The organism is Marinobacter sp. SS13-12, assembly GCF_030227115.1.
Classification (GTDB): Bacteria; Pseudomonadota; Gammaproteobacteria; order Pseudomonadales; family Oleiphilaceae; genus Marinobacter.
The window spans coordinates 429,024-449,145 of the sequence record NZ_JASSUA010000002.1 but is presented as its reverse complement, the minus strand read 5'-3'; the positions used below and the strand labels follow the sequence as shown (position 1 = coordinate 449,145).

General features: G+C 58.1%; 19 protein-coding genes. 8 read left to right on the top strand and 11 right to left on the bottom strand.

All coding sequences use genetic code 11. From position 1 onward, the window contains the following. Nucleotides 1-122: 122 nt before the first annotated feature. On the top strand, nt 123-998 hold the full coding sequence (locus QPL94_RS15095; protein ID WP_285358480.1) for a MaoC/PaaZ C-terminal domain-containing protein: 876 nt from the start codon (nt 123-125) through the stop codon (nt 996-998). 4 nt (nt 999-1,002) lie between these two features. Here QPL94_RS15095 and QPL94_RS15090 read toward each other — a convergent pair whose 3' ends face one another. From QPL94_RS15090 to QPL94_RS15080, 3 genes are read right to left on the bottom strand one after another with little or no spacing between them, the layout of a single operon-like run. Next, entirely contained in the window at nt 1,003-2,592 is a 1,590-nt protein-coding gene (locus tag QPL94_RS15090; RefSeq protein WP_285358479.1) for an ATP-binding response regulator, read from the bottom strand. 45 nt (nt 2,593-2,637) lie between these two features. Beyond that, nucleotides 2,638-3,264 carry a response regulator FixJ gene (fixJ, locus tag QPL94_RS15085; RefSeq protein ID WP_285358478.1) on the bottom strand — a complete coding sequence of 209 codons (627 nt, stop codon included), beginning with the start codon at nt 3,262-3,264 and terminating at the stop codon, nt 2,638-2,640. A 37-nt stretch (nt 3,265-3,301) separates the two neighbouring features. Further along, the gene (locus QPL94_RS15080) at nt 3,302-5,710 is read right to left on the bottom strand and encodes a Lon protease family protein (RefSeq protein ID WP_285358477.1); all 2,409 of its coding nucleotides are present in this window, start codon (nt 5,708-5,710) and stop codon (nt 3,302-3,304) included. Between the two features lie 167 nt (nt 5,711-5,877). On the opposite strand from QPL94_RS15080, the gene QPL94_RS15075 reads away from it, so the two are divergent. Both QPL94_RS15075 and QPL94_RS15070 read left to right on the top strand, forming a co-directional pair. After that, nucleotides 5,878-6,162, top strand: a complete 285-nt coding sequence (locus tag QPL94_RS15075; protein WP_285358476.1) for a hypothetical protein — start codon at nt 5,878-5,880, stop codon at nt 6,160-6,162. 127 nt (nt 6,163-6,289) lie between these two features. Next, nucleotides 6,290-6,667: a PilZ domain-containing protein gene (locus tag QPL94_RS15070; protein WP_285358475.1), complete on the top strand. Its 378-nt coding sequence runs from the start codon at nt 6,290-6,292 to the stop codon at nt 6,665-6,667. Between the two features lie 7 nt (nt 6,668-6,674). Here QPL94_RS15070 and QPL94_RS15065 read toward each other — a convergent pair whose 3' ends face one another. From QPL94_RS15065 to QPL94_RS15055, 3 genes are all read right to left on the bottom strand, one after another. After that, complete coding sequence (locus QPL94_RS15065) at nt 6,675-7,145, bottom strand: flavodoxin family protein (protein ID WP_285358473.1); 471 nt, start codon at nt 7,143-7,145, stop codon at nt 6,675-6,677. Between the two features lie 39 nt (nt 7,146-7,184). After that, the gene (recA, locus tag QPL94_RS15060) at nt 7,185-8,231 is read right to left on the bottom strand and encodes a recombinase RecA (protein WP_137437742.1); all 1,047 of its coding nucleotides are present in this window, start codon (nt 8,229-8,231) and stop codon (nt 7,185-7,187) included. A 146-nt stretch (nt 8,232-8,377) separates the two neighbouring features. Further along, nucleotides 8,378-8,878, bottom strand: a complete 501-nt coding sequence (locus tag QPL94_RS15055; protein ID WP_285358472.1) for a CinA family protein — start codon at nt 8,876-8,878, stop codon at nt 8,378-8,380. Between the two features lie 82 nt (nt 8,879-8,960). Between QPL94_RS15055 and mutS the strand changes: the two genes are divergently transcribed. Together mutS and fdxA are read left to right on the top strand one after the other, a co-directional pair. Beyond that, nucleotides 8,961-11,594, top strand: a complete 2,634-nt coding sequence (gene mutS, locus QPL94_RS15050; RefSeq protein WP_285358471.1) for a DNA mismatch repair protein MutS — start codon at nt 8,961-8,963, stop codon at nt 11,592-11,594. A gap of 137 nt (nt 11,595-11,731) precedes the next feature. Further along, entirely contained in the window at nt 11,732-12,055 is a 324-nt protein-coding gene (fdxA, locus tag QPL94_RS15045; protein WP_137437739.1) for a ferredoxin FdxA, read from the top strand. 9 nt (nt 12,056-12,064) lie between these two features. On the opposite strand, the gene QPL94_RS15040 is transcribed toward fdxA, so the two are convergent. The 5 genes from QPL94_RS15040 to QPL94_RS15020 form a co-directional block, all read right to left on the bottom strand. Next, on the bottom strand, nt 12,065-12,730 hold the full coding sequence (locus tag QPL94_RS15040) for a LysE family translocator (RefSeq protein ID WP_285358470.1): 666 nt from the start codon (nt 12,728-12,730) through the stop codon (nt 12,065-12,067). A gap of 31 nt (nt 12,731-12,761) precedes the next feature. After that, nucleotides 12,762-13,796 (bottom strand): hypothetical protein, encoded by a 1,035-nt coding sequence (locus tag QPL94_RS15035; protein WP_285358469.1) that lies wholly within the window; start codon nt 13,794-13,796, stop codon nt 12,762-12,764. A gap of 156 nt (nt 13,797-13,952) precedes the next feature. Continuing rightward, nucleotides 13,953-14,903, bottom strand: a complete 951-nt coding sequence (locus QPL94_RS15030) for a DegV family protein (protein WP_285358468.1) — start codon at nt 14,901-14,903, stop codon at nt 13,953-13,955. Nucleotides 14,904-15,011: 108 nt separating this feature from the next. Then, nucleotides 15,012-15,845 (bottom strand): metal-dependent hydrolase, encoded by an 834-nt coding sequence (locus QPL94_RS15025; protein ID WP_285358467.1) that lies wholly within the window; start codon nt 15,843-15,845, stop codon nt 15,012-15,014. 198 nt (nt 15,846-16,043) lie between these two features. Continuing rightward, the gene (locus QPL94_RS15020; RefSeq protein ID WP_285358465.1) at nt 16,044-17,456 is read right to left on the bottom strand and encodes an aminotransferase-like domain-containing protein; all 1,413 of its coding nucleotides are present in this window, start codon (nt 17,454-17,456) and stop codon (nt 16,044-16,046) included. A 177-nt stretch (nt 17,457-17,633) separates the two neighbouring features. Between QPL94_RS15020 and QPL94_RS15015 the strand changes: the two genes are divergently transcribed. The 3 genes from QPL94_RS15015 (at nt 17,634) to QPL94_RS15005 (ending at nt 20,122) form a co-directional block, all read left to right on the top strand. Continuing rightward, nucleotides 17,634-17,930: a hypothetical protein gene (locus QPL94_RS15015; RefSeq protein ID WP_285358463.1), complete on the top strand. Its 297-nt coding sequence runs from the start codon at nt 17,634-17,636 to the stop codon at nt 17,928-17,930. Next, nucleotides 17,927-18,736 (top strand): PhzF family phenazine biosynthesis protein, encoded by an 810-nt coding sequence (locus QPL94_RS15010; RefSeq protein WP_285358462.1) that lies wholly within the window; start codon nt 17,927-17,929, stop codon nt 18,734-18,736. The genes QPL94_RS15015 and QPL94_RS15010 overlap by 4 nt, the downstream gene beginning before the upstream one ends. A 201-nt stretch (nt 18,737-18,937) precedes the next feature. Then, nucleotides 18,938-20,122, top strand: coding sequence for a BaiN/RdsA family NAD(P)/FAD-dependent oxidoreductase (locus tag QPL94_RS15005; protein WP_285358461.1), 1,185 nt, complete (start codon nt 18,938-18,940; stop codon nt 20,120-20,122).

Sequence of the window (20,122 nt, the reverse complement as noted above, 5' to 3'; positions counted from 1 at the left end):
AACCTTGCCGGCGAGCCAGGTCAATGTCCATACTGGCCGGGTTTGCCAGACTCTGAGACCTAAGTCGTATATTAGAGCATATCAGGCCACAGACGCACAGGTGTACCAGGAGAGTTAAGAATATGACAGATACTGTAATCTATCGTAATCACCCGCCCGGCCTATGGTCGCTTTACAGCAAAGCGCTGCTCCCGAAAGAGAAGCCCTCCGGTGGTGATATCCGCATTCCCGGATTGTCCGCCAGGCTGGTTGGCGTCAGTACGGCCAACGATAACCTGAAACGCTACCAGAAAGTATGCGGATTCGGTACACAAACGACGGTACCCATCACCTGGCCCCATATCCTGGCATTTCCGCTGCACCTGAAGCTGCTGACGGACAAAGCGTTCCCCCTGCCATTGCTGGGCCTTGTGCACCTGCGCAACCACATCACCCAGCATCGCCCTGTCGGGGCCGGTGAAAGCCTGGACATCGCCGTGAGACTTGACGGCCAGAACAACACCCCGAAGGGACTGGAATTTGACCTGGTCACCGAGGCCTGGTCCGCAGGCCGGCTTGTCTGGGAGGAAACCAGCACCAACCTGTTCCGGCAGCCGGACAAAGGCGGCAGTCAATCCGGCGGCAAACCACCCGAACTGCCCCGCTACCCGGAGACAACCGAGATCAGCGCCGCGGAATCCATTGGCCGGCAGTACGCCAGCGTTTCCGGGGACAGAAATCCGATACACCTGCATGCGCTGACGGCGAAAGCGTTCGGCTTTCCCCGGGCCATCGCCCACGGCATGTGGAGCAAGGCCCGGGTACTGGCAGTGCTGGAACAGCAGACTGGCTGGCGGCAGGAGGCGGTATCGGTATCCTGTCAGTTCAAAAAGCCGCTGTTTCTGCCGGGAACGGCACAGCTGAACTGGCAGACCGGAAAGTCTGGCTGGGATTATCAGTTGCTGAACGCATCAGGAGCCGCCCCTCACCTGAGCGGCGAGGTTCGCTGGGGAAGCTGAGGGGTTATGCCACCGGCCCCGGGGAGTCGGCGTCAGGCGCACAGGGGGTGCCATCGGAACCTGCCACGGGCAGGGTGAAATAGAAGCAGGCACCGTCGTGCTCCGGGCGCTCGAATCCGATATCGCCCCCCTGAGCCTGGATCAGGGAGCGGCACGTAGGCAGGCCGATCCCCATGCCTTCCTCCTTGGTGGTGTAGAACGGCAGAAACAGCTTTTCTTCGGCGTCATCCGGCAAACCGACGCCGTGATCGGTCACTGTGACCCTCACACAGCGGCCGCCGGACATGGTCACTGCCACTTCCACAGGTGCCGAAGAACCGGCACTGCGGGTTGACTCCAGGGCGTTGCGGATCAGATTCAGCGCTACTTGCTGAACCTGAACCGGGTCCGCCAGCACCTCGGGAACGTCATCCGCCACCGAGATCTCGACGCCACCTTCATTGTTACGAATATCCACTTCCGCGAACTTGCGGGTATCCTCAAGCAGCGCTGAAATGGAAAGCACGTCCTTTCCCGCTGCCGGTTTCTTCATGAACCGGCGAATCCGCCGAATCACTTCACTGGCGCGGTGTGACTGGGCTTCAATCTTTTCCAGGGTCTCTTCGAGCAACTGGTGATCCGGCTCTTCCTTGGCCAGCACACGCCTGGCAACACGGGCATAGTTGGTGATGGCGGTCAGCGGCTGGTTCACTTCGTGGGCCACGCCCGCGGCCATTTCTCCCATGGTGGTCAGGCGTGAAAAGTGGGCGATCTGCTCCCGCTGTTCCTGCACCATGTTACGGGCGTTCTCGAGCGCCCGCTCACTCTCAAGCTCGGCGGTGATGTCCCGGAATACCACGACCGCGCCGTGCAGTTCCTCTCCGTCGAGCTTGGGCGTGGAGCGATACTCCACCGGAAACGCGGTGCCATCCGCCCGCAGCATTTCGATATCCCGCTGATTTTCCGCAATACCCTGGCTGCACGTGGCATAAACCGGGAGCGACTCGCATCCCTGGCCGGCAGTGCGGAAATGGAGATCAAAAAAATTCTGGCCAATCAATTCCTCAGCAGAGCTACCCATGGTCACGGCAGCGGCGGGATTGGCGAACACGATGACACCGCTAGCGTCCAGGCCGTAGATGCCTTCGCTGATGGAGTTCAGTATGCGGGCCTGGTCGTTCTCGAGCTGGCGATTGCGGGCCTGAAGCTCCCGCTCCAGCCGGATGACCCGGGCATGGGTCTTCACCCTGGCAATCACTTCCTGGGCCTGGAAAGGCTTGGAGATATAGTCTGCGCCACCGAGGGAAAAACCACGTACCTTGGCCTGGAGATCGTCCAGGGCGGAGAGAAATACAACGGCACTGTCTGAGGTAACCGGGTCGGCCTTCAGGCGCTCACACACCTGATAGCCGTCCAGTTCCGGCATCATGATGTCCAGCAGGATAACTTCAGGCTGGTGACGATGGGCGAGATCCAGTGCCTTTTCACCATCGTTGGCAATCAACAGTCGGTAACCCTTGTCTTTCAGGGTTTCATAGAGCACTTTCAGGTTCTGCGGGTTGTCGTCAACAAGCAGAACCGTTACGTCTGTTGTCTCCAGGACAGCATCTGTCATAGGAATACGGCCGGTTACGATGGTGATTGCATAATGCCGGCCAAATCAGCGCGGGTCGATAAGGTCCTTTACGGACAGAACCATACGGACCAGGTGTGCCAGTGAATGGGTACCCATTTTGTGCATGACCCGTGAACGGTGTATTTCCACGGTTCGCTGGCTGATTTCAAGCTCGATCGCTATGACCTTGTTGGCCTGCCCGGCAATCATCCGGTCCATTATCTCGTGTTCACGGGGGGTCAGGCTCTTCACCCGACGCAGGATTTCCTGCTTCTCACCGAGGGTTTTGCGCTGTTCACGGTCCTGCTCAAGCGCAGCTTCAATTTTCTGCAACAAGGCCTCTTCCCGGTAGGGTTTCTGAATGAAGTCCACCGCGCCCTCTTTCATGGCATCCACAGCCATCGGCACATCACCGTGGCCGGTCACAAAGATGATCGGAAGAATGGAATGCTTTTCGTTCAGTTTTTTCTGAAGTTCCATGCCGTCCATGCCGGGCATACGGATATCCAGCACAATGCAGCCAGCCATCTTTTCGGAATAATCCTTTAAAAAGGCATTGGCATTGTCGTAAGTGCTGACGGGCTTGCCATCGGACTTCAGCAGCAACTCCAGCGAGTCACGCACTGCCTCGTCATCTTCAACTACGTACACCGTTTGCTGGGAATCAGTCATGTGCCTTGTCTCTCCTTTCAATTACCGCCGATACGCCTTAGTGAATCGACGGGTCTTTGTGGTCATCCCGGGCATGTTCCTGACGCTCGTGTTCGCGCATCTTCTCCAGACGTTGCTGGATCATGCCAAAAACAGTCTGTTTGGGATACCTGCCTTTTTTGTCTGCCCTGCCTGCCGGCTTGCCCAGCAAAAGCGTAATGGCCTCTTCTGCCCGGGACACCGAGTGAACATGGAACTTGCCGTCGCGGACTGCCTGTACGACCTCCTGGTCGAGCATCAGGTTCTGCACATTGGTTGCAGGTACGATCACGCCCTGGGTTCCGGTCAGCTCGCCGATCAGTTTGCAGGTGCTGTAAAAACCCTCGACCTTTTCATTGACGCCACCAATCGGCTGGACCTCGCCGAACTGGTTGACCGACCCGGTGATTGCCAGGTCCTGCCGCACCGGCAGCCCCGACAGCGTCGAAACCAGGGCGCACATCTCTGCCAGGGACGCACTGTCACCGTCGACTTCGCCGTAATTCTGCTCAAACGTCAGGCTCGCCGACAGATGCATGGGGTCGGTGACGGCAAAATGGGAAGAAAGCCAGGAGCTGAGTATCATCACACCCTTGGAGTGGATGTTTCCCCCCAGCTTCACGTCACGTTCGATATCCATCACGCCGCCATCACCATAATAGCAGGTGGCAGTAATTCTGTTGGACAGACCGAACTCGAAGCCCCCGGTCGAAAGTACCGACAACGCATTTACCTGCCCCACACAGGTACCTGTGGTGGACACCAGTGTTGAACCATCACGAATGGAGTCGTAGAACTGATCACGAATCCGGCTACTGCGATAACGGGCACTCTCCAGCGCCTGATCCACATGGGAGTTCTGGATCAGCCGGGCACCAGCCTGCCGGGCCCAGTAATCGGACTCACGCAACAGGTTGGCAATATCCGCTGCATGCAAAGACAGGCGATCCTGATGCTCTGCCATGCGTGCACTGTGTTCAATGATACGGGCGACCGCCTTGTTACTGCAGTGAAGCAGCTTCTTTTCATCCACCAGGCTGGCGATGAACTTGGCATAAAGTACCTGGCTTTCGTCCGTACGCATCATCTCGTTTTCAAAATCCGCCGTCACCCGGAACAACTCGGCGAACTCCGGATCGTACTCCTGCAGCAACATCCAGGTTTCCCGATCGCCGAACAGCACGATTTTCACGTCCAGCGGGATTTCCTCAGGCTCCAGCGAGATCGTGCCCGACAGGGTCAGCTCCCGCTCCAGGGAATTGATCTGAATGGTCTTTGAACGCAGAGCCCGCTTGAGGCCATCCCAGACAAACGGCTGCTCCAGGACCTTGATGGCATCCATCAGCAGATAGCCACCATTGGCGCGGTGAAGGCTGCCGGGGCGAATGAGGGAGAAGTCAGTAAACACGGTGCCTTTGAAAGTCACGCTCTCCACGTAACCGAACAGATTATGGTAAGTGGGATTATCCTCCACCACCACCGGCACTTCGTCGGTTTTCTGGTGTACTAGCACATTTACCAGGTAGCGACGGGGCATCTTCTTGTCCAGAGAGGCATACGCAATGGCCGCCTGCTCTTCATTGTCTTCCAGGAAAATTTCCAGGCTTTCCGACAGATCCTTGCGAACGGCGTCGAAGTAAGCCACCACATCCGGCTGATCCCGATATTTTTCTATCAGTTCATCAATCTGATGGCCTGAAATGCCCTCCAGGGTCTCCTCATTAAGCGCTTGCTGGCTCTCCGCGTATTCCTGCTCCCAGTCCGCCAGTTTCCGCAGCGCCTGTCTGAGCTTTTTCTCCAGCTTGTTAATATCGCTTTCGAACTTGTCCCGTTGTGCCTCAGTCAGGGCCTGGAATGACTCGGCGGTATGGGCTTCATCGCCATTCATTGCCACCAGGCGATAGCCGCCCGGGGTCGTGATGTTCAGGCTGACTTTCTTTCGCTTGGCCTGGGCTGCGACCTTTTCCAGTTCGTCTTCCTGCCTCTTGACGTAGTCGTTCTTCAGTTTTTCAGCACGCTCCAGAAAGCTGTCGCTATCGAACGTCTGAGGGATCATCTTCATCAGACGGCCCATCAGCTTTTCCATGTCCTGCTTCAACTCCGTGCCCTTGCCAGCAGGCAGCCTGAGCATCCTGGGCACACGGGGCTCCTCGAAGTTGGCCACATAGCACCAGTCGTGGCTCTGGTTATCCGTGTCTACATGGTGTTCCAGGTACCGCAGCATCATGGTGCGCTTACCGAGCCCGTTGCGACCCACCGCATACACGTTGTAGCCACCGTGGGGCATGGACAGGGCAAAACGCACCGCTGCCTGGGCCCGATTCTGGCCGACGATTTCTGCCAGGGGCTCGAGTTGACGGGTGGTCTTGAACGGTAAATCTTTTAAAACACAGGCTTTATAGAGCTGGTTCAGGGACAGTGACTTCAAGGTTCGGTCCTGTAACGGTATGAAAGCATTTGGTTATGGGCGGTCATTGTAGAATCTGGGGCCCGCCCTGTCGCGCTCAGCCTAAAGTTTTAGCCAAACTTGTCGATAAATTGATCAATCGGGCATAATTATCCACCGCAGAAAGGCACAGTCAGGGCACTCACAGAATGGATATTTACCGGAATCAATCGCAACCGCTGACAGTGCTGGAGTCATTGCGCAAGCGCAAACCCTTTACGCTACCTGAACCGCAGCAACCGACTCCGTCTCCGGAAAAACCCCAGGGGGATCGTCGAGTACAACCCGACCGGCGGCGTGCGCAGGTGGCTTTTGAAGGGCCGGACCGCCGCAAGAAACGCTCCAGGCGCAGCCCACGCCTGCTGAACCCGAAGACCGGGCAGGAAGCACCTGCCGAAGACCGGAGAGGCCGGTTGGTCAGTACCCGCGCGTAGAAATTGATAACCAGATCACAGTTCTTTGCTTGGTCATTTTTCACTCACACCTGCGGGAACTAAACTCCATGTCCCGATGGAAAAACGGGCCGATAACAAACACAAGATCAGCAATGGATGCCAACCTATGACGAATGATTCCGCAGACCGCAGAATCAAGGACCGCTACCCTGCCATGTGCCTGAAGGTACAATTGCAGGAACGGGGTTTTTTGGGTCGGGGGAAGAATTCAATCGCTGTCACCTGCCTGGATATGAACCGTTACGGAATGGCAGTCCTGTGCCCAAGGCCGGTAGAGCCAGGAGCACGTCTTTATATGGATTTTGACGGTAAGTACATCCGCGAGTCCCGCGTTGCCGCCCAGGTGGTCAGTTGCCAACCCTTTCAGACGGGTTTCCGGGTAAGCCTCCAGTTCTGCTACTGTTTTGACAAGAAGGGTTATTCAAGGGCCGTGGATAACGCTCTTTCCCGCATTGAAGGCATCTACAACCAGTACGCCAGTTAAGCCCTACCTAGAACAAACCCGTATCCAGGCCGGCAGCCATGTAAAGCCCGAGCTCACGGCACTGTTCCTCGAACTCACCCCGATATTCGCCATGGCAGAGCAGTGGCTCCTGCACCAGGCGCCAGCGTAAGCCGGTAGTAATCGATTCGATAGCACGGTGGGTGCCGGTACCGTCTAGCCCTGCGCGGATATAAAAGGTGAAGGGGAGCCCCTGGGTTTTCTCAAGACAGGGATAGTAGCTGCGGTCAAAGAAATCCTTTAACGCGCCGCTCATATAGCCGAGGTTTTCAGTGGTGCCGAGGATAATGGCGTCACAGGCCAGCACGTCGTCCGGGCCGGCTTCCAGTGGCGGAAGCACGGTCACCTCGACATTTTCGATGTCTTCGTGCCTTGCGCCCTGCTCTACCGCTTCCCGCAGTTTGAGGGTATTCGGGGAGGGCGCATGGGCAACGACCAGCAGTCTTTTTTTTGCATCCATATCACCTCCCCGATAGTGCGGAATCCAATCTGATAGTGCTTAGAGAAGCTCTCCGTTAGCGTCTGCCGTTGCCTCTTCAGCCGCCTCTTTTTTTGCCGGCTTGGGCATCAGCTTGTCACGTACAGCGGCTTCGATTTCGTTAGCGATATCCAGGTTCTCTTCCAGGAACTTGCAGGCGTTGGCCTTGCCCTGGCCGATCTTGTCACCCTTGTACGCGTACCAGGCACCGGACTTATCGACAAAGCCTTCCTTCACACCCATATCGAGCACTTCGGCCATGTGGTAGATGCCCTTGCCGTACATGATCTGGAACTCGGCCTGCCTGAACGGCGGGGCAACCTTGTTCTTGACCACTTTCACGCGGGTTTCGTTACCCACCACTTCGTCGCCGTCCTTCACCGAGCCAATGCGGCGGATATCGAGGCGAACGGAAGAGTAGAATTTCAGGGCGTTACCGCCGGTGGTGGTTTCCGGTGAACCGAACATAACGCCGATCTTCATGCGGATCTGGTTGATGAAGATCAGCAGGCAGTTGGCGTGTTTGATGTTACCGGTCAGTTTGCGCAGGGCCTGGGACATCAGCCGGGCCTGCAGGCCGACGTGGCTGTCGCCCATCTCGCCTTCAATTTCGGCTTTCGGGGTCAGGGCCGCAACCGAGTCAACAATGATGACGTCTACCGCATTGGAGCGCACCAGCATGTCAGCGATTTCCAGCGCCTGCTCACCAGTATCCGGCTGGGACACCAGCAGGTCGTCCACATTCACGCCCAGCTTTTCGGCGTAGATCGGGTCAAGGGCGTGCTCTGCGTCGATAAAGGCGCAGGTTTTGCCGGCTTTCTGGGCTTCGGCAATCACCTGAAGGGTCAGCGTGGTTTTACCGGAGCTTTCCGGACCATAGATTTCACAGATGCGTCCGTAAGGCAGGCCACCAATACCCAGAGCGACATCCAGGCCGAGAGAGCCGGTGGACACTGCAGGAATGGCTTCCCGGGGCTGGTCGCCCATTTTCATGACGGCACCCTTGCCGAACTGGCGTTCAATCTGGCTAAGCGCTGCGCTCAGTGCTTTGTTGCGGTTGTCTTCCATTGTTACAAACCCTCTGTCGCCTGTGCCGTTATCGGGACGGGAGCCCGGCGGCCGAAATCGTTAACTCCGGAACCCGGAAAAACCGAACCCCTGTATATTTGAACAGTATTAAAACATAACATCGGGGCAAGACCAACCCCTCCGTTTCAGGAGTTTTCCAGAAAGCTCCTAACCCCCTGTAACGCATACAGAACAGCCTGGCGCCGCACCTGATCACGGTCGCCCGGAAAGGTTTCAACTACCGCCACAGTGTCTGCCGGAGAACGGCCCCAGGCAAACCACACGGTACCCACTGGCTTGTCGTCGCTACCACCACCAGGACCTGCAACGCCGCTGATAGCAACCGCAACACTGGCGCCGGTTGTGGACAGTGCCCCGGCCACCATCTCTCGCACCACCGGTTCGCTGACGGCGCCCTGCTTGTTAAGGGAGGCGTCCGTAACCCCGAGCAATGCCCTTTTGGCATCATTGCTATAGGTGACCAGCCCTGCCAGTACGTAGGCCGACGAACCTGCGCGGTCAGTCAACACCTTGGCAACCCAGCCGCCGGTGCAGCTTTCGGCGGTTGCAATGGTAAGCTGGCGCCGCTCCAGCAATTCGGCCAGTTGATTACCTGCGTCCGCCAATGCCTGGTCAGTCAGTGGCATAATGACCTCCTTCGTTTCATCATGGCGGTTATTTTCTTACAATCCCTGCCTTCACATAAAGCCAATGGATCCGGAACCGTTCATGTCAGCAGCCCAGACCGATCTGTCCCAGCACACTCCGATGATGAGGCAATACCTCAGGATAAAGGGCGAACACCCGAACGAACTGGTGTTCTACCGCATGGGGGACTTCTACGAGCTGTTTTACGAAGACGCCCGCAAGGCCGCCGAGCTGATGGATATCACGCTCACCGCCCGCGGGCAGTCCGGTGGCAGCCCGATACCCATGGCCGGCATTCCGTATCATTCTGCCGAAGGTTACATTGCACGTCTGGTGCGGGCTGGTCAATCCATTGCCATTTGTGAGCAGATTGGCGACCCCGCTACCAGCAAGGGGCCGGTAGACCGCCAGGTTGTGCGCATTGTGACACCAGGCACTCTCAGCGATGATGCTTTTCTGGAGGATCGTCGGGATAATCTGCTGGTCGCCATCTATAGCCACCGGGAACAGTTCGGGTTTGCCTCCCTGGATATTTCCAGCGGACGGTTTACGGTGTCCGAGCTGGATGACCTTGAAGGTCTGCAGGGCGAGCTTCAGCGCCTGAGGCCGGCGGAAATTCTTGTCAGCGAAGATTTTCCCTATCAGGACGTACTGGAAGGCTACACCGGTATCCGCCGCCAGGGCCCATGGTTATTTGAAGCCGACACCGCCCGCCGGGTGCTGACCCAGCAACTACAGGTACGTGATCTGACCGGGTTTGGCTGCGAAGATCTCACCCTGGCGATCTGCGCTGCCGGCTGCCTGCTGCAATACGCAAAGGAAACCCAGCGCACCGCCCTGCCCCACATCCGCAAACTCAGCCGTGAACGTCGCGAAGAGGCGGTGATTCTGGACGCCACCAGCCGCCGCAACCTGGAGATCGACACCAACCTGATGGGCGGCACCCAGCACACCCTGGCCTGGGTGATGGACCGCACGGCGACCGCCATGGGTGGCCGTCAGCTGCGGCGCTGGCTCAACCGGCCGCTGCGCGACGTTACCGTGGTTGAGCAACGTCAGCAGGCAGTTTCCGCGCTGCTGGACGGGTTTCACTACGAGCCGGTCCACGACCTGCTCAAAAGCATCGGCGATATCGAGCGGGTTCTGGCGCGGGTGGCATTGCGTTCAGCCCGCCCAAGGGATCTGGCGCGGTTGCGGGATGCCTTCCAGGCCCTGCCGGATTTACAGCAGGCCCTGAAACCGGTGAACTCACACCACATCGTGAAGCTGGCCACCATCATCAGCGAATACCCGGAACTGGCGGACTTGCTGGAGCGGGCCATCATCGATAATCCGCCGGTGGTGATTCGCGACGGTGGCGTTATCCGGGAAGGCTTTGACGAAGAGCTGGACGAGTTGCGCAACATCAGCGAGAACGCCGGCCAGTTCCTGCTGGATGTAGAGACACGGGAACGGGAACGCACCGGCATCAGCACACTGAAAGTGGGCTATAACCGGGTGCATGGTTATTACATTGAGATCACCCGCGCCCAGTCCGGCCAGGCGCCAGTGGATTACATACGCCGCCAGACCCTGAAGAACGCCGAGCGGTTTATCACCCCGGAGCTGAAAGAGTTCGAAGACAAGGCCCTCAGCGCCAAGAGCCGTTCACTGGCGCGGGAGAAGGCCCTCTACGATGAAGTCCTGGAAGCCGTCGCCGCAGAACTGGCACCCTTGCAGGATGCAGCCCAGGCCCTGGCAGAGCTGGATGTGCTCAGCAACTTCGCCGAGCGGGCAACCAGCCTGCGATTCAATGCACCTGAATTCAGCAACACCCCTGGCTTCGACATCGAAGAAGGCCGCCACCCGGTCGTGGAACAACTGCTGAGTGATCCCTACGTGCCCAACGACCTGCTGATGGACCAGCAGCGTCGCATGCTGGTGATCACCGGCCCCAACATGGGCGGTAAGTCCACCTACATGCGCCAGGCGGCCTTGATTGCCCTGTTGGCCTACACCGGCAGCTTCGTTCCGGCTAACCGCGTGGTCATCGGCCCGCTGGACCGTATTTTTACCCGCATGGGTTCTTCCGATGACATCGCCGGTGGGCGCTCCACGTTCATGGTGGAGATGACGGAAACCGCTAACATCCTCCATAACGCCACCGAACACAGCCTGGTGCTGATGGACGAAGTCGGGCGCGGCACCAGCACCTTCGATGGCCTCTCACTGGCCTGGGCGACGGCGGAACATCTGGCCAGATACATTCGTTGCTACACCCTGTTTGCCACTCACTATTTCGAGCTCACGCAACTGGCCGATGACCTGGAACACGCCGTTAACGTTCATCTGACGGCCACAGAGCACGACGACACCATCGTATTCCTGCACAATGTCCACGACGGCCCTGCCAGCCAGAGTTACGGGCTGCAGGTGGCCAAACTGGCGGGCGTGCCCCAGGAGGTTATCCGTAACGCGCGGGAGCAACTCTCTCATCTTGAGGGGAGCGCGGCGCCGGCCAATCCCCTGCCTGCTCAAGCCGCAACGGCTCCGGCCGAACCTGAAAAGCGCACACGTTCGGCCCGGGTCAGCGAGCCGGTAATGCAGGGAGATATGTTCGCCAGCCTGGAACCCAGCAAGGTGGAAGAAACCCTGGCAAAACTGGACGTTGACGGACTGACACCGAGGGATGCACTGAACCGCTTGTATGAATTGAAGGAACTACTGAACAAATAAGTGGAAAATGCGGCAGAATTGACCCATGTAATAACGATATAGCGCCTCGGCGCTTGCGAGTGGGCAGGCCGCTCAATACAATACCGCGCAATTATTATTACACCGATGAGATTGACTACTGGACCAGGAAGCTGACTATGACGTTTGTCGTTACCGATAACTGCATCAAGTGCAAATACACGGACTGCGTGGAAGTATGCCCGGTTGACTGCTTCTACGAAGGCCCGAATTTTCTGGTGATCGACCCGGACGAGTGCATCGATTGCGCGCTGTGTGAGCCGGAGTGTCCTGCAGAGGCCATCTTCTCGGAAGACGAGCTGCCTGCAGATCAGGTCCAGTTTGTTGAACTCAATGCCGATCTGGCAGGCAAATGGCCTAATATCACCGAAAAGAAAGATCCGTTGCCGGATGCAGAAGAGTGGGACGGCAAGCCGAACAAGCTGCAGTACCTGGAAAAGTAATGGTGGCGCTTACTGCGTAGCCAGCTTTCCCCCGATAGCCACAAAGAAGCCGCCGGTCAGAGCGTTGAGCGTACGCTTGACGCCCTGCCCCACCCCAAGCCGGCGCGACTTGACCACCAGCACCGCCAGCGCACATTGCCACACCATCGCCAACACAAAGTGAACCCCCGCGAGGAACAACGATTGCTGGAAGGCATTTCCTGCCGGGTCGATAAACTGGGGCAACAGCGCCATATAGAACAGCGCGGTTTTGGGGTTCAGCACATTGGACAACAGGCCCTCGCGGAACGCTACTGAGGCCGTTAGCGGTTTCATCCGTGACGGCCTCACACCGGCGGCTTCCGGCTCTGAACGCTCTTCAGGGGCACGCCTCAGGGCCTGTCGCAATGAGCTCAGTCCCAGCCAGATCAGATAACACGCACCTGCCCACTTGAGCGCGGTAAATGCCCAGGCAGTCTCCACCAGCAACACAGAAATACCCAGGGCAGACAGGGTGGCATGGATAAACAGTCCGCTACAGATGCCCACGCTCGTTACACAACCATCCTGCAAGCCACGCTCCAATCCACCCCGCCCGGCATTTCGCATCACCAGCAGGGTATCCACCCCTGGTGTCACCGTCAGCAGTGAAATGGCCACCAGATAGGCCCAGAACAGCTCGGTTGGTATCCACACGTCCACCTTCCCCCACACAAAGCAAGAGTAATCAGCTCTCCTGCTGCAGAAGCTTTTTCGTCGCCGCCGACTGGTAGAAGGGCTCGAGACGACGGCGAATCAGGGCTTCAAGATACCCTTCCTCCCGCAGCACGTCTATCAGCGGAACTGCCAGGGCACCCACTTCCGCCATCACCAGATCATGGTCAACACCTACGTCACTCAGCAGCTCAATCACCGGCCTGTCGCCATACATGTCGAAAAGGCGTTCCACCACTGCCCTGGTACAGCCCTCGAAATACGCGGTTTTGCGGAACTGCAGCCAGAACTCGTACCCCAGTACCACAAACTCCTGCAGTTGGACGTCGCCCAGGCCTTCGTGGAGCTCTTCAATGGTGCGGTCTTCCACCGCAACCCAGGCCGCCATCACGCTGTCGCGCAGTTCATCGTCCGTCAGTGCCCGATGCAGGAACTGTTCACTGCGGGCAATCAGCCCAGGCAGGCTGTCCGAGAGCCAGGTCTTGAACCGGCGCTCAAAGGATTCATCCAGCCCGGGCACAGCCTTGTTGGCCCAGCGCTTGCCAAACTTCATCATTGAGCCCACACCGGGAACACTCTTGGTGATCAGGTTGTCTTCATAGAGATAATTCACCACACCCTGGTAGACCACGTTTGAAACCAGTTCCTGGTAGACCGGGTGCGCCATGATCTCGCTGATCACCCTCTCCCGCTGCTGGCGAAGCTCAAGTGCCTCTTCCAGGAAGCCTGTCGCCTGCTCGCGGGTGATGATGTCCCGCAGCCGTGAGGTTCCCTGGACCGGAGCATTCAGTACTTCGGTGGCCATTTCAGCTGCCATCTCCGGTATCCCGGCATCCAGCTCCATATCTATAACTATGCGCTGGATCACCCCCATCACCTGCTCCACCGAGATCAGACGGTTGAGCGTGATGGTGCCGGCGTAATCGAACAGGGCATCCACCTCGGTTGCCAGGAACCGACGCAGCTTTGCCCCTTTCAGGGACGCGAGTTCGTGTTTTACATGCTGCTCAAGCAGGGCATTGGCGAGATCCGTTTTGCCTTTGGTCATAGTCACGGTCCGGTGCTGGCTGAAAATGGGCGACAAGGGTCAGAAGAGGAAGAGGCTAACACGAAGCCACGTCAGCTGCGTTTGCCGAAGAAACAGTCGGTGGGGTGCTGGCAGGCCAAGAGGCAATGTCGCTCCGGGACTGCATCAGACGGGGAGTTACTGGAAATCGCTGAATTCGTGAGGCTCTGCTGCCAGGGCCAGGCAAAGGCTGCCCGGGCCGACGTAGATGCTGCTGGTAATGCCCATCTGGGAAAGCAGCAGCTCCACACCGTTACTCTCGCACGCATCCCGCAGGCGGTTCAGGCCCGGCAGGTCCTCGATTTCGGTCCAGGTCAACCCACAGGACAGGCTGACATAGGGGGTCAGCAACCCCGCCTCCACCCGGCCCGCGGCATAGTTCATGACCTTTTCAACCGCCATGTCAAAACTTCGGGTCTTGGCGGCAGGCTGGCCTTCGGCCCCCTGGCCGAATATTACCGGAGTAATGTTCAGAGCCTTGCCCAGAAAGGCCACCAGCGCCGACACGCTTTTGTCACCGCGCTTGCGGGCTCGCTCGCGAATATAATGCAGATCACGGGGAATTACGCAGGTATAGATCTTGTCAGTGAAGGTTTCGACTTCATTACGGAGTGCATTCTTTGACAGTTTCTGCTCGATCAGCCTGAGCGTATGAGCTGCCAACAGGCCCTGGCCAGCAAAAATCTGCTTACTGTCGATGACACGCATGGAAAACTTACCGTCACGCCCGGCAGCTTTGCGTGCCTCCTCGTAGTGCGACATGACCGTGTTCATGGCTTCGGTGGCGTTCTGGAAAATCAGGCTGCGGGAGCGGGTAACGGTTTCGCAAATCGCCACGTCAAACTGGGTGACAATTTTCTCCATGAACAAGTCATGGATCTGCTGGGGAGAGAAGGCCTGTGTCTCGGCATGGTGGCCCTTTTGCAGCAACCCGCCCTGATAGAACTCCTGGGTTCGCACCGGATCGTGCTCATCGATGTAGGTCTGGCCGTCGATAACGGCGGTCACGGGCAGAACGAACAGGTCGTGCTTTCGGCTAAACTCGTAGGGTAAATCGCAAGCCGAATCCACTATAAGACCAACGCGCATGGGGGCCTCCAGCTGCGGGAAGTTGTTCCTGCCGGACACTTCCCTTTATTGTCGTTGTTCGTAGCAGCGCCCAGTCTTACACAAAGCCGTGGTAATTTCAGCACCCTGCTAACCGGCAGTTTGCTCCAGCTCAAGTTCGTTGAGGTTTTTATCGATCAGGTCACGATTATCCTGTTGCCAGGGGTGGAAACCCTCGCGGAAATAGGCCAGAAAGTCAGGCAGACACTTTCGTAAAACACCCGGTTTACCCCACAGAAAGTTGATCCCACCAATCCAGGTGCCCAGGTTCCATAACTTGCCATCGGTTTTCAGCAGGCTGCAGGTGTTCAGGAAGGTGTACTTGAAGAAATTCCAGGTCACGAACAGGAACACAATCCGCCGCAACCGTTCGTTGCCGACGCAATGGCGATAGACATCGAAAGCCACGGACTTGTGTTCGGTTTCTTCAATGGCGTGCCAGCGCCACAGTCTGGTCATACCGGGGGTGGCACCCTCCATCCACTCCGGATGGCTGAGGATTGCATTGGCCAACACGGCCGTATAATGCTCAGCACCGCAGGTTCCCGCAAGCTGACGGCTGGGTGGCAACTTGCCCACCCATTCCATGTGCTTGCGAAAACGCTGGTCAATGGCATCGATATCATAGCCCCGCGCCTTCAGGGCTTCGTTGTAATGCTTGTGCTCCCGGCTGTGCAGCGCTTCCTGGCCGATAAACCCGCGTATTTCCCCTTTCAGCTTGGGATCCTCCACCTGGTCGCGATACAGGCGGACCGCATTGATGAACTGCTGCTCTCCATCCGGAAACTGAAGAGAAAGTGCATTGAAGAAGGCGGTGCGGAAGGTGTCGTTACCGTGCCAGAGCGTTTTGAGTTCGTCGGCAAGATCAAAGCGCAGGTGCCGTGGGGAAACGGACACACCCTCAGGGGTGGAACTGATAGTCATGACTGCCTCCGGTTTATTGTGATTATGGAGCGGCATTCACCGTACAGCGGGGAACCACGTACGAAAATTGATCAGAAAGATCAGTTTAAACCTGAATTCGGTTGCGAAGGAAGGCTGAAACAGAAAAAACTGGACAAATTGTCACGAAATGACAAATTGTCAAAGCATCGTAAAACCGAGGTACAACGCCGAACCACCTCAGGATTCGGCGGCCACTGCGGTTGCGATGGCGCCGAGGCGACCAATGGCTTGCTCAATCCGCTCGCTCCAGGGGTTGGCCCCGTTGAGCCGCAGGCAGTTTTCATATTTGTCAGTGGTAGAGAACATCAGCCCCGGAGCGACATTGATATTTTCCTCCCGCGCCCGGCGGTAGACCTCCGTGCCTGAGGTATTATCCGGCAGCTGAACCCACAATACGAAACCACCCTGTGGCCGGCTGACCGCGGTCCCTTCCGGGAAGGATCTCCCCACGGCGGCCCGCATCCGCTCTGTCACCTCACGAAAGCGCGGCCGCACAGACCGCAGGTAGCGGTCATAACCCCCCTGTTCCAGGAAATGGGCCACCGCCAGCTGCGGCACGCTTGCCGTACCCAGGTTGCTGAAGTACTTCTGCTGACGCGCCTCGGCCAGGTATTTGCCGGGCATCATCCAGCCCAGACGCAACCCCGGCGAGACGGTTTTGGAGAATGAACTGCAATAGATAACGTTGCCGGTGCGGTCGAACACCTTGGCCGGCCTGGGGCGCTCACCGCTATGGAACAGGTCACCGTAGATATCGTCCTCAATCAGCGGCACGCCCGCCCGCTCAAGCATCTGCACCAGTTGCTGCTTGCGCTCATCAGGCATCCGCGCGCCCATGGGGTTGCTGTGATTGGGGACCACCACGCACGCTTTCACGGGCCACTGTTCCAGCGCCAGTTCCAGGCCCTCCAGGCTCATTCCTTCGGACGGGTGCGTCGGCACTTCAATCACTCTGAGCCCGACAACGTCCAGGGCCTGCAGGATGCCGGGAAACGAAGGCGACTCGACCACCACGATATCACCGGGCCGGGTCACCGCCTTCAGGGCAAGAATGATCGCCTCCTGGGCGCCGTTGGTGGCAATAATATCGTCCGGTGTCGCCATGACGCCAAGCGTAGCCATTCGCTGAGCCAGCTGGCGCCGGTACTCAATCTTGCCAGGGAAAGCGTAATCCAGGGTTTCAAGCCCGCGCCTCGCCGCCCATAAGGTGGCCTGCTGAATCTGGCGAACCGGCAGAAAATCCGGATGCGGCACCGCAGCGGCCAACGGCACCATGCGCTTTTGCTCGTCAGCACACAGGTCCAGGGCCATGTCCCTGGCGCTGACCGGCATGGGCCTGGCCTTATGCTTCTGCATCACCGGTTCGGGCGTATCCCACCGCGGCAAATGCACAAAATAGCCACTGCGCTCCCGTGCCTCCAGATAGCCACGGGCCTCCAGCGTCTGGTGGGCCTGAAGTACCGTCGAAACGCTCACTCCAAACTGGCGACTGAGCGCCCGGACACCGGGCAGCCGCTCCCCTTCGCGATAAACCCCATCACGAATCAATGCGTGCAACTGGTCTGCTATCTGATTATAGAGAATGCCCATTGCCCAATCCTGCCAGATCAATCGAGAGAAGAGGCAGTACAGATCACCCGGATTCTGACCAGCACAGATGTCGGACAGGTGAATCTGTACCGGTTCAAAACCACAATATCTGAATCTGTTATGGTTGTCTGCACCGGTGGAGAATGGTGGTCAGCGTCCGGAAGAAGGAGTTTCACCATGACCGCACTGAACCGATTACAGCCCCACCCGCTGACAGAGATACCACCGGCCAGCCGCAAGGACTTGCTGGGCGTTGGCCACAACCACGACCTGGCCCCGATGACCATCCACACCGCTAGGAAGTGGCTGGAGAACCTCGGCTTTGAAATCCGCCTGGTCAAACCCGAACACTGGATCATTACCCACTCGAAAGCTCTGCCGGAGATTCACTTCTACAGCGCCGTGGAACTGAGCCAATTTGCCGCCCACCGGGCACATCGCTACGCTGACACGTTCACAAGGGAGGAATCATGAAAACATTACCGATCTACCAGGTCGACGCGTTTACCAGCCAGGTATTCGGTGGCAACCCCGCTGCCGTCATGCCACTGGAAGAGTGGCTGCCAGACGACACCATGCAGAAACTGGCACTGGAGAATAACCTCTCGGAAGCGGCCTTTCTGGTTCCCCTTTCCGACGAAGCAGAAGAAGACTTTCACATACGCTGGTTCACACCCGGCATAGAAGTACCGCTCTGCGGCCACGCCACTCTCGCCAGCGCCTGGGTCCTCTTCAACAAACTGGGCTGGAAAAAGGAGCAGATCAGACTCCAGTCCAAAAGCGGCTCCCTGGGCGTGAAACAGACCGACGATGGCTGGCTGGAGCTGGACTTTCCGAACCTCGGCTTCGAGGAACGCCCGACACCCGGCCTGATCCTCGAGGCCCTGGAGGGCGCCCCTGAAACGTCGTATTTTGTCCCCAAAGACACCAACTATCTCGTCGTCCTCAGAGACGAGGCGGCGGTAAAAGCCGCACAACCGGACTCCCGCAAACTCAAAGAACTCGGCAACCTGGGCGTCATCATTACTGCACCGGGCAATGACAGCGACTTCGTCAGCCGCTACTTCGCACCGGGCGGCGGCATCGACGAAGACCCCGTCACCGGCTCAATCCACAGCGTTCTGGTGCCCTACTGGGCCGAACAACTCGGCAAGAATACCCTGCTGGCAAAACAAGTGTCCGCCAGGGGCGGTGTACTTCGCTGCGAACTGAAAGGCGACCGCGTAGCCATCGCCGGCCAGGCCGCGTTCTACATGGAGGGCTCTGTTCAACTGCCCTGAAACCCCAACAAAACTGTATACTGCCGCTAAATATAATGCACAGCGGCAGGCAGCACAGATGTTTGGAAAGGTATGGGTTGAGGGCGGTCAGGGATCGTCAAAAACAGGGATGTTTTTGTCGAGCGTACAGGGACGTATTCACCGCGTATCCCTGACCGCCCTCAACCCATGCCGGTACTCCCAAAGCCTGAACTCCAAACCATGACCTCAGAAAAGCACGACGTAATCATCATAGGCGCAGGCGCCGCAGGCCTGATGTGCGCCGCAACAGCCGGCTACCGTGGCCGTAAAGTTCTGGTGATCGACCACGCCAACAAACCCGGCAAGAAAATTCTCATGTCCGGCGGCGGCCGCTGCAACTTCACCAACCTGAACAGCACGCCGGCCAACTTCCTCTCGGACAACCCCCACTACTGCATCTCCGCCCTCAAACGCTACACCCCCCAGCACTTCCTGGACCTGGTGGAGCGCCACGGCATCGAACACGAAGAAAAAGCCGCCGGGCAACTGTTCTGCAAAGACAGCAGCAAAGAAATACTCAACATGCTGCTGACTGAATGCGAATGGGCCGGCGCGGAAGTACGGCTGGATACCAGCGTCAGAACAATCAGCGGCACCGACAACGGCTACCAGCTGCAAACCAGCGCCGGCACCCTTGACTGCGAATCCCTGGTTGTCGCCTGCGGCGGGCTGTCCATCCCCACCATGGGCGCCACCGGGTTCGGCTACGACATCGCGCGCCAGTTCGGACTTACCGTTCTGCCCACCCGAGCAGGACTGGTGCCCTTTACCCTGCATCCGGAACTGAAAGCACAACTGGCACCACTGGCCGGCGTAAGCTGCCCGGTGGACGTCCACTGCAACAACGAACACTTCCGCGAACCCATGCTGGTGACCCATCGCGGGCTAAGCGGCCCGGCCATGCTGCAGATCTCCAGTTTCTGGCAGCCAGGCGACAGCCTCAGCATCAACATGCTCCCGGCGACCAATATTGAACAGGATCTGTACCAGCTAAGAAAAACCAGGCCACAATCCACCGTTGCCCAGTATCTGATGCAGCACCTGCCCAAACGCTTCGCCCAGGCCCTGAACGACCTTCACGGCTGGGCCGGACCGCTGCAGGGGTACAAGAACAGTGACATCGAACAGGCGGCACGAGCTCTGGGCCAATGGGCCATCAAACCCGCCGGCACTGAAGGCTACCGGACGGCTGAGGTGACCCTGGGAGGCGTGGATACCCGCCAGCTGTCATCCAAAACCATGGCCGTTCTTGATCGACCAGACTTGTATTTCATTGGCGAAGTGGTGGATGTGACGGGCCATCTCGGTGGGCATAACTTTCAGTGGGCGTGGGCATCAGGAGTTGCAGCGGGCAGCAGCGCGTGA

What these genes read in the sequence shown, in the direction of transcription:
- fixJ (WP_285358478.1), bottom strand. Translation starts at nt 3,264, where the DNA reads ATGACTGATTCCCAGCAAACGGTGTACGTAGTTGAAGATGACGAGGCA.
- QPL94_RS15010 (WP_285358462.1), top strand. Translation starts at nt 17,927, where the DNA reads ATGAAAACATTACCGATCTACCAGGTCGACGCGTTTACCAGCCAGGTA.
- QPL94_RS15015 (WP_285358463.1), top strand. Translation starts at nt 17,634, where the DNA reads ATGACCGCACTGAACCGATTACAGCCCCACCCGCTGACAGAGATACCA.
- QPL94_RS15090 (WP_285358479.1), bottom strand. Translation starts at nt 2,592, where the DNA reads ATGACAGATGCTGTCCTGGAGACAACAGACGTAACGGTTCTGCTTGTT.
- fdxA (WP_137437739.1), top strand. Translation starts at nt 11,732, where the DNA reads ATGACGTTTGTCGTTACCGATAACTGCATCAAGTGCAAATACACGGAC.
- QPL94_RS15030 (WP_285358468.1), bottom strand. Translation starts at nt 14,903, where the DNA reads ATGCGCGTTGGTCTTATAGTGGATTCGGCTTGCGATTTACCCTACGAG.
- QPL94_RS15035 (WP_285358469.1), bottom strand. Translation starts at nt 13,796, where the DNA reads ATGACCAAAGGCAAAACGGATCTCGCCAATGCCCTGCTTGAGCAGCAT.
- QPL94_RS15095 (WP_285358480.1), top strand. Translation starts at nt 123, where the DNA reads ATGACAGATACTGTAATCTATCGTAATCACCCGCCCGGCCTATGGTCG.
- QPL94_RS15070 (WP_285358475.1), top strand. Translation starts at nt 6,290, where the DNA reads ATGACGAATGATTCCGCAGACCGCAGAATCAAGGACCGCTACCCTGCC.
- QPL94_RS15005 (WP_285358461.1), top strand. Translation starts at nt 18,938, where the DNA reads ATGACCTCAGAAAAGCACGACGTAATCATCATAGGCGCAGGCGCCGCA.
- mutS (WP_285358471.1), top strand. Translation starts at nt 8,961, where the DNA reads ATGTCAGCAGCCCAGACCGATCTGTCCCAGCACACTCCGATGATGAGG.
- QPL94_RS15065 (WP_285358473.1), bottom strand. Translation starts at nt 7,145, where the DNA reads ATGGATGCAAAAAAAAGACTGCTGGTCGTTGCCCATGCGCCCTCCCCG.
- QPL94_RS15020 (WP_285358465.1), bottom strand. Translation starts at nt 17,456, where the DNA reads ATGGGCATTCTCTATAATCAGATAGCAGACCAGTTGCACGCATTGATT.
- QPL94_RS15025 (WP_285358467.1), bottom strand. Translation starts at nt 15,845, where the DNA reads ATGACTATCAGTTCCACCCCTGAGGGTGTGTCCGTTTCCCCACGGCAC.
- recA (WP_137437742.1), bottom strand. Translation starts at nt 8,231, where the DNA reads ATGGAAGACAACCGCAACAAAGCACTGAGCGCAGCGCTTAGCCAGATT.
- QPL94_RS15055 (WP_285358472.1), bottom strand. Translation starts at nt 8,878, where the DNA reads ATGCCACTGACTGACCAGGCATTGGCGGACGCAGGTAATCAACTGGCC.
- QPL94_RS15075 (WP_285358476.1), top strand. Translation starts at nt 5,878, where the DNA reads ATGGATATTTACCGGAATCAATCGCAACCGCTGACAGTGCTGGAGTCA.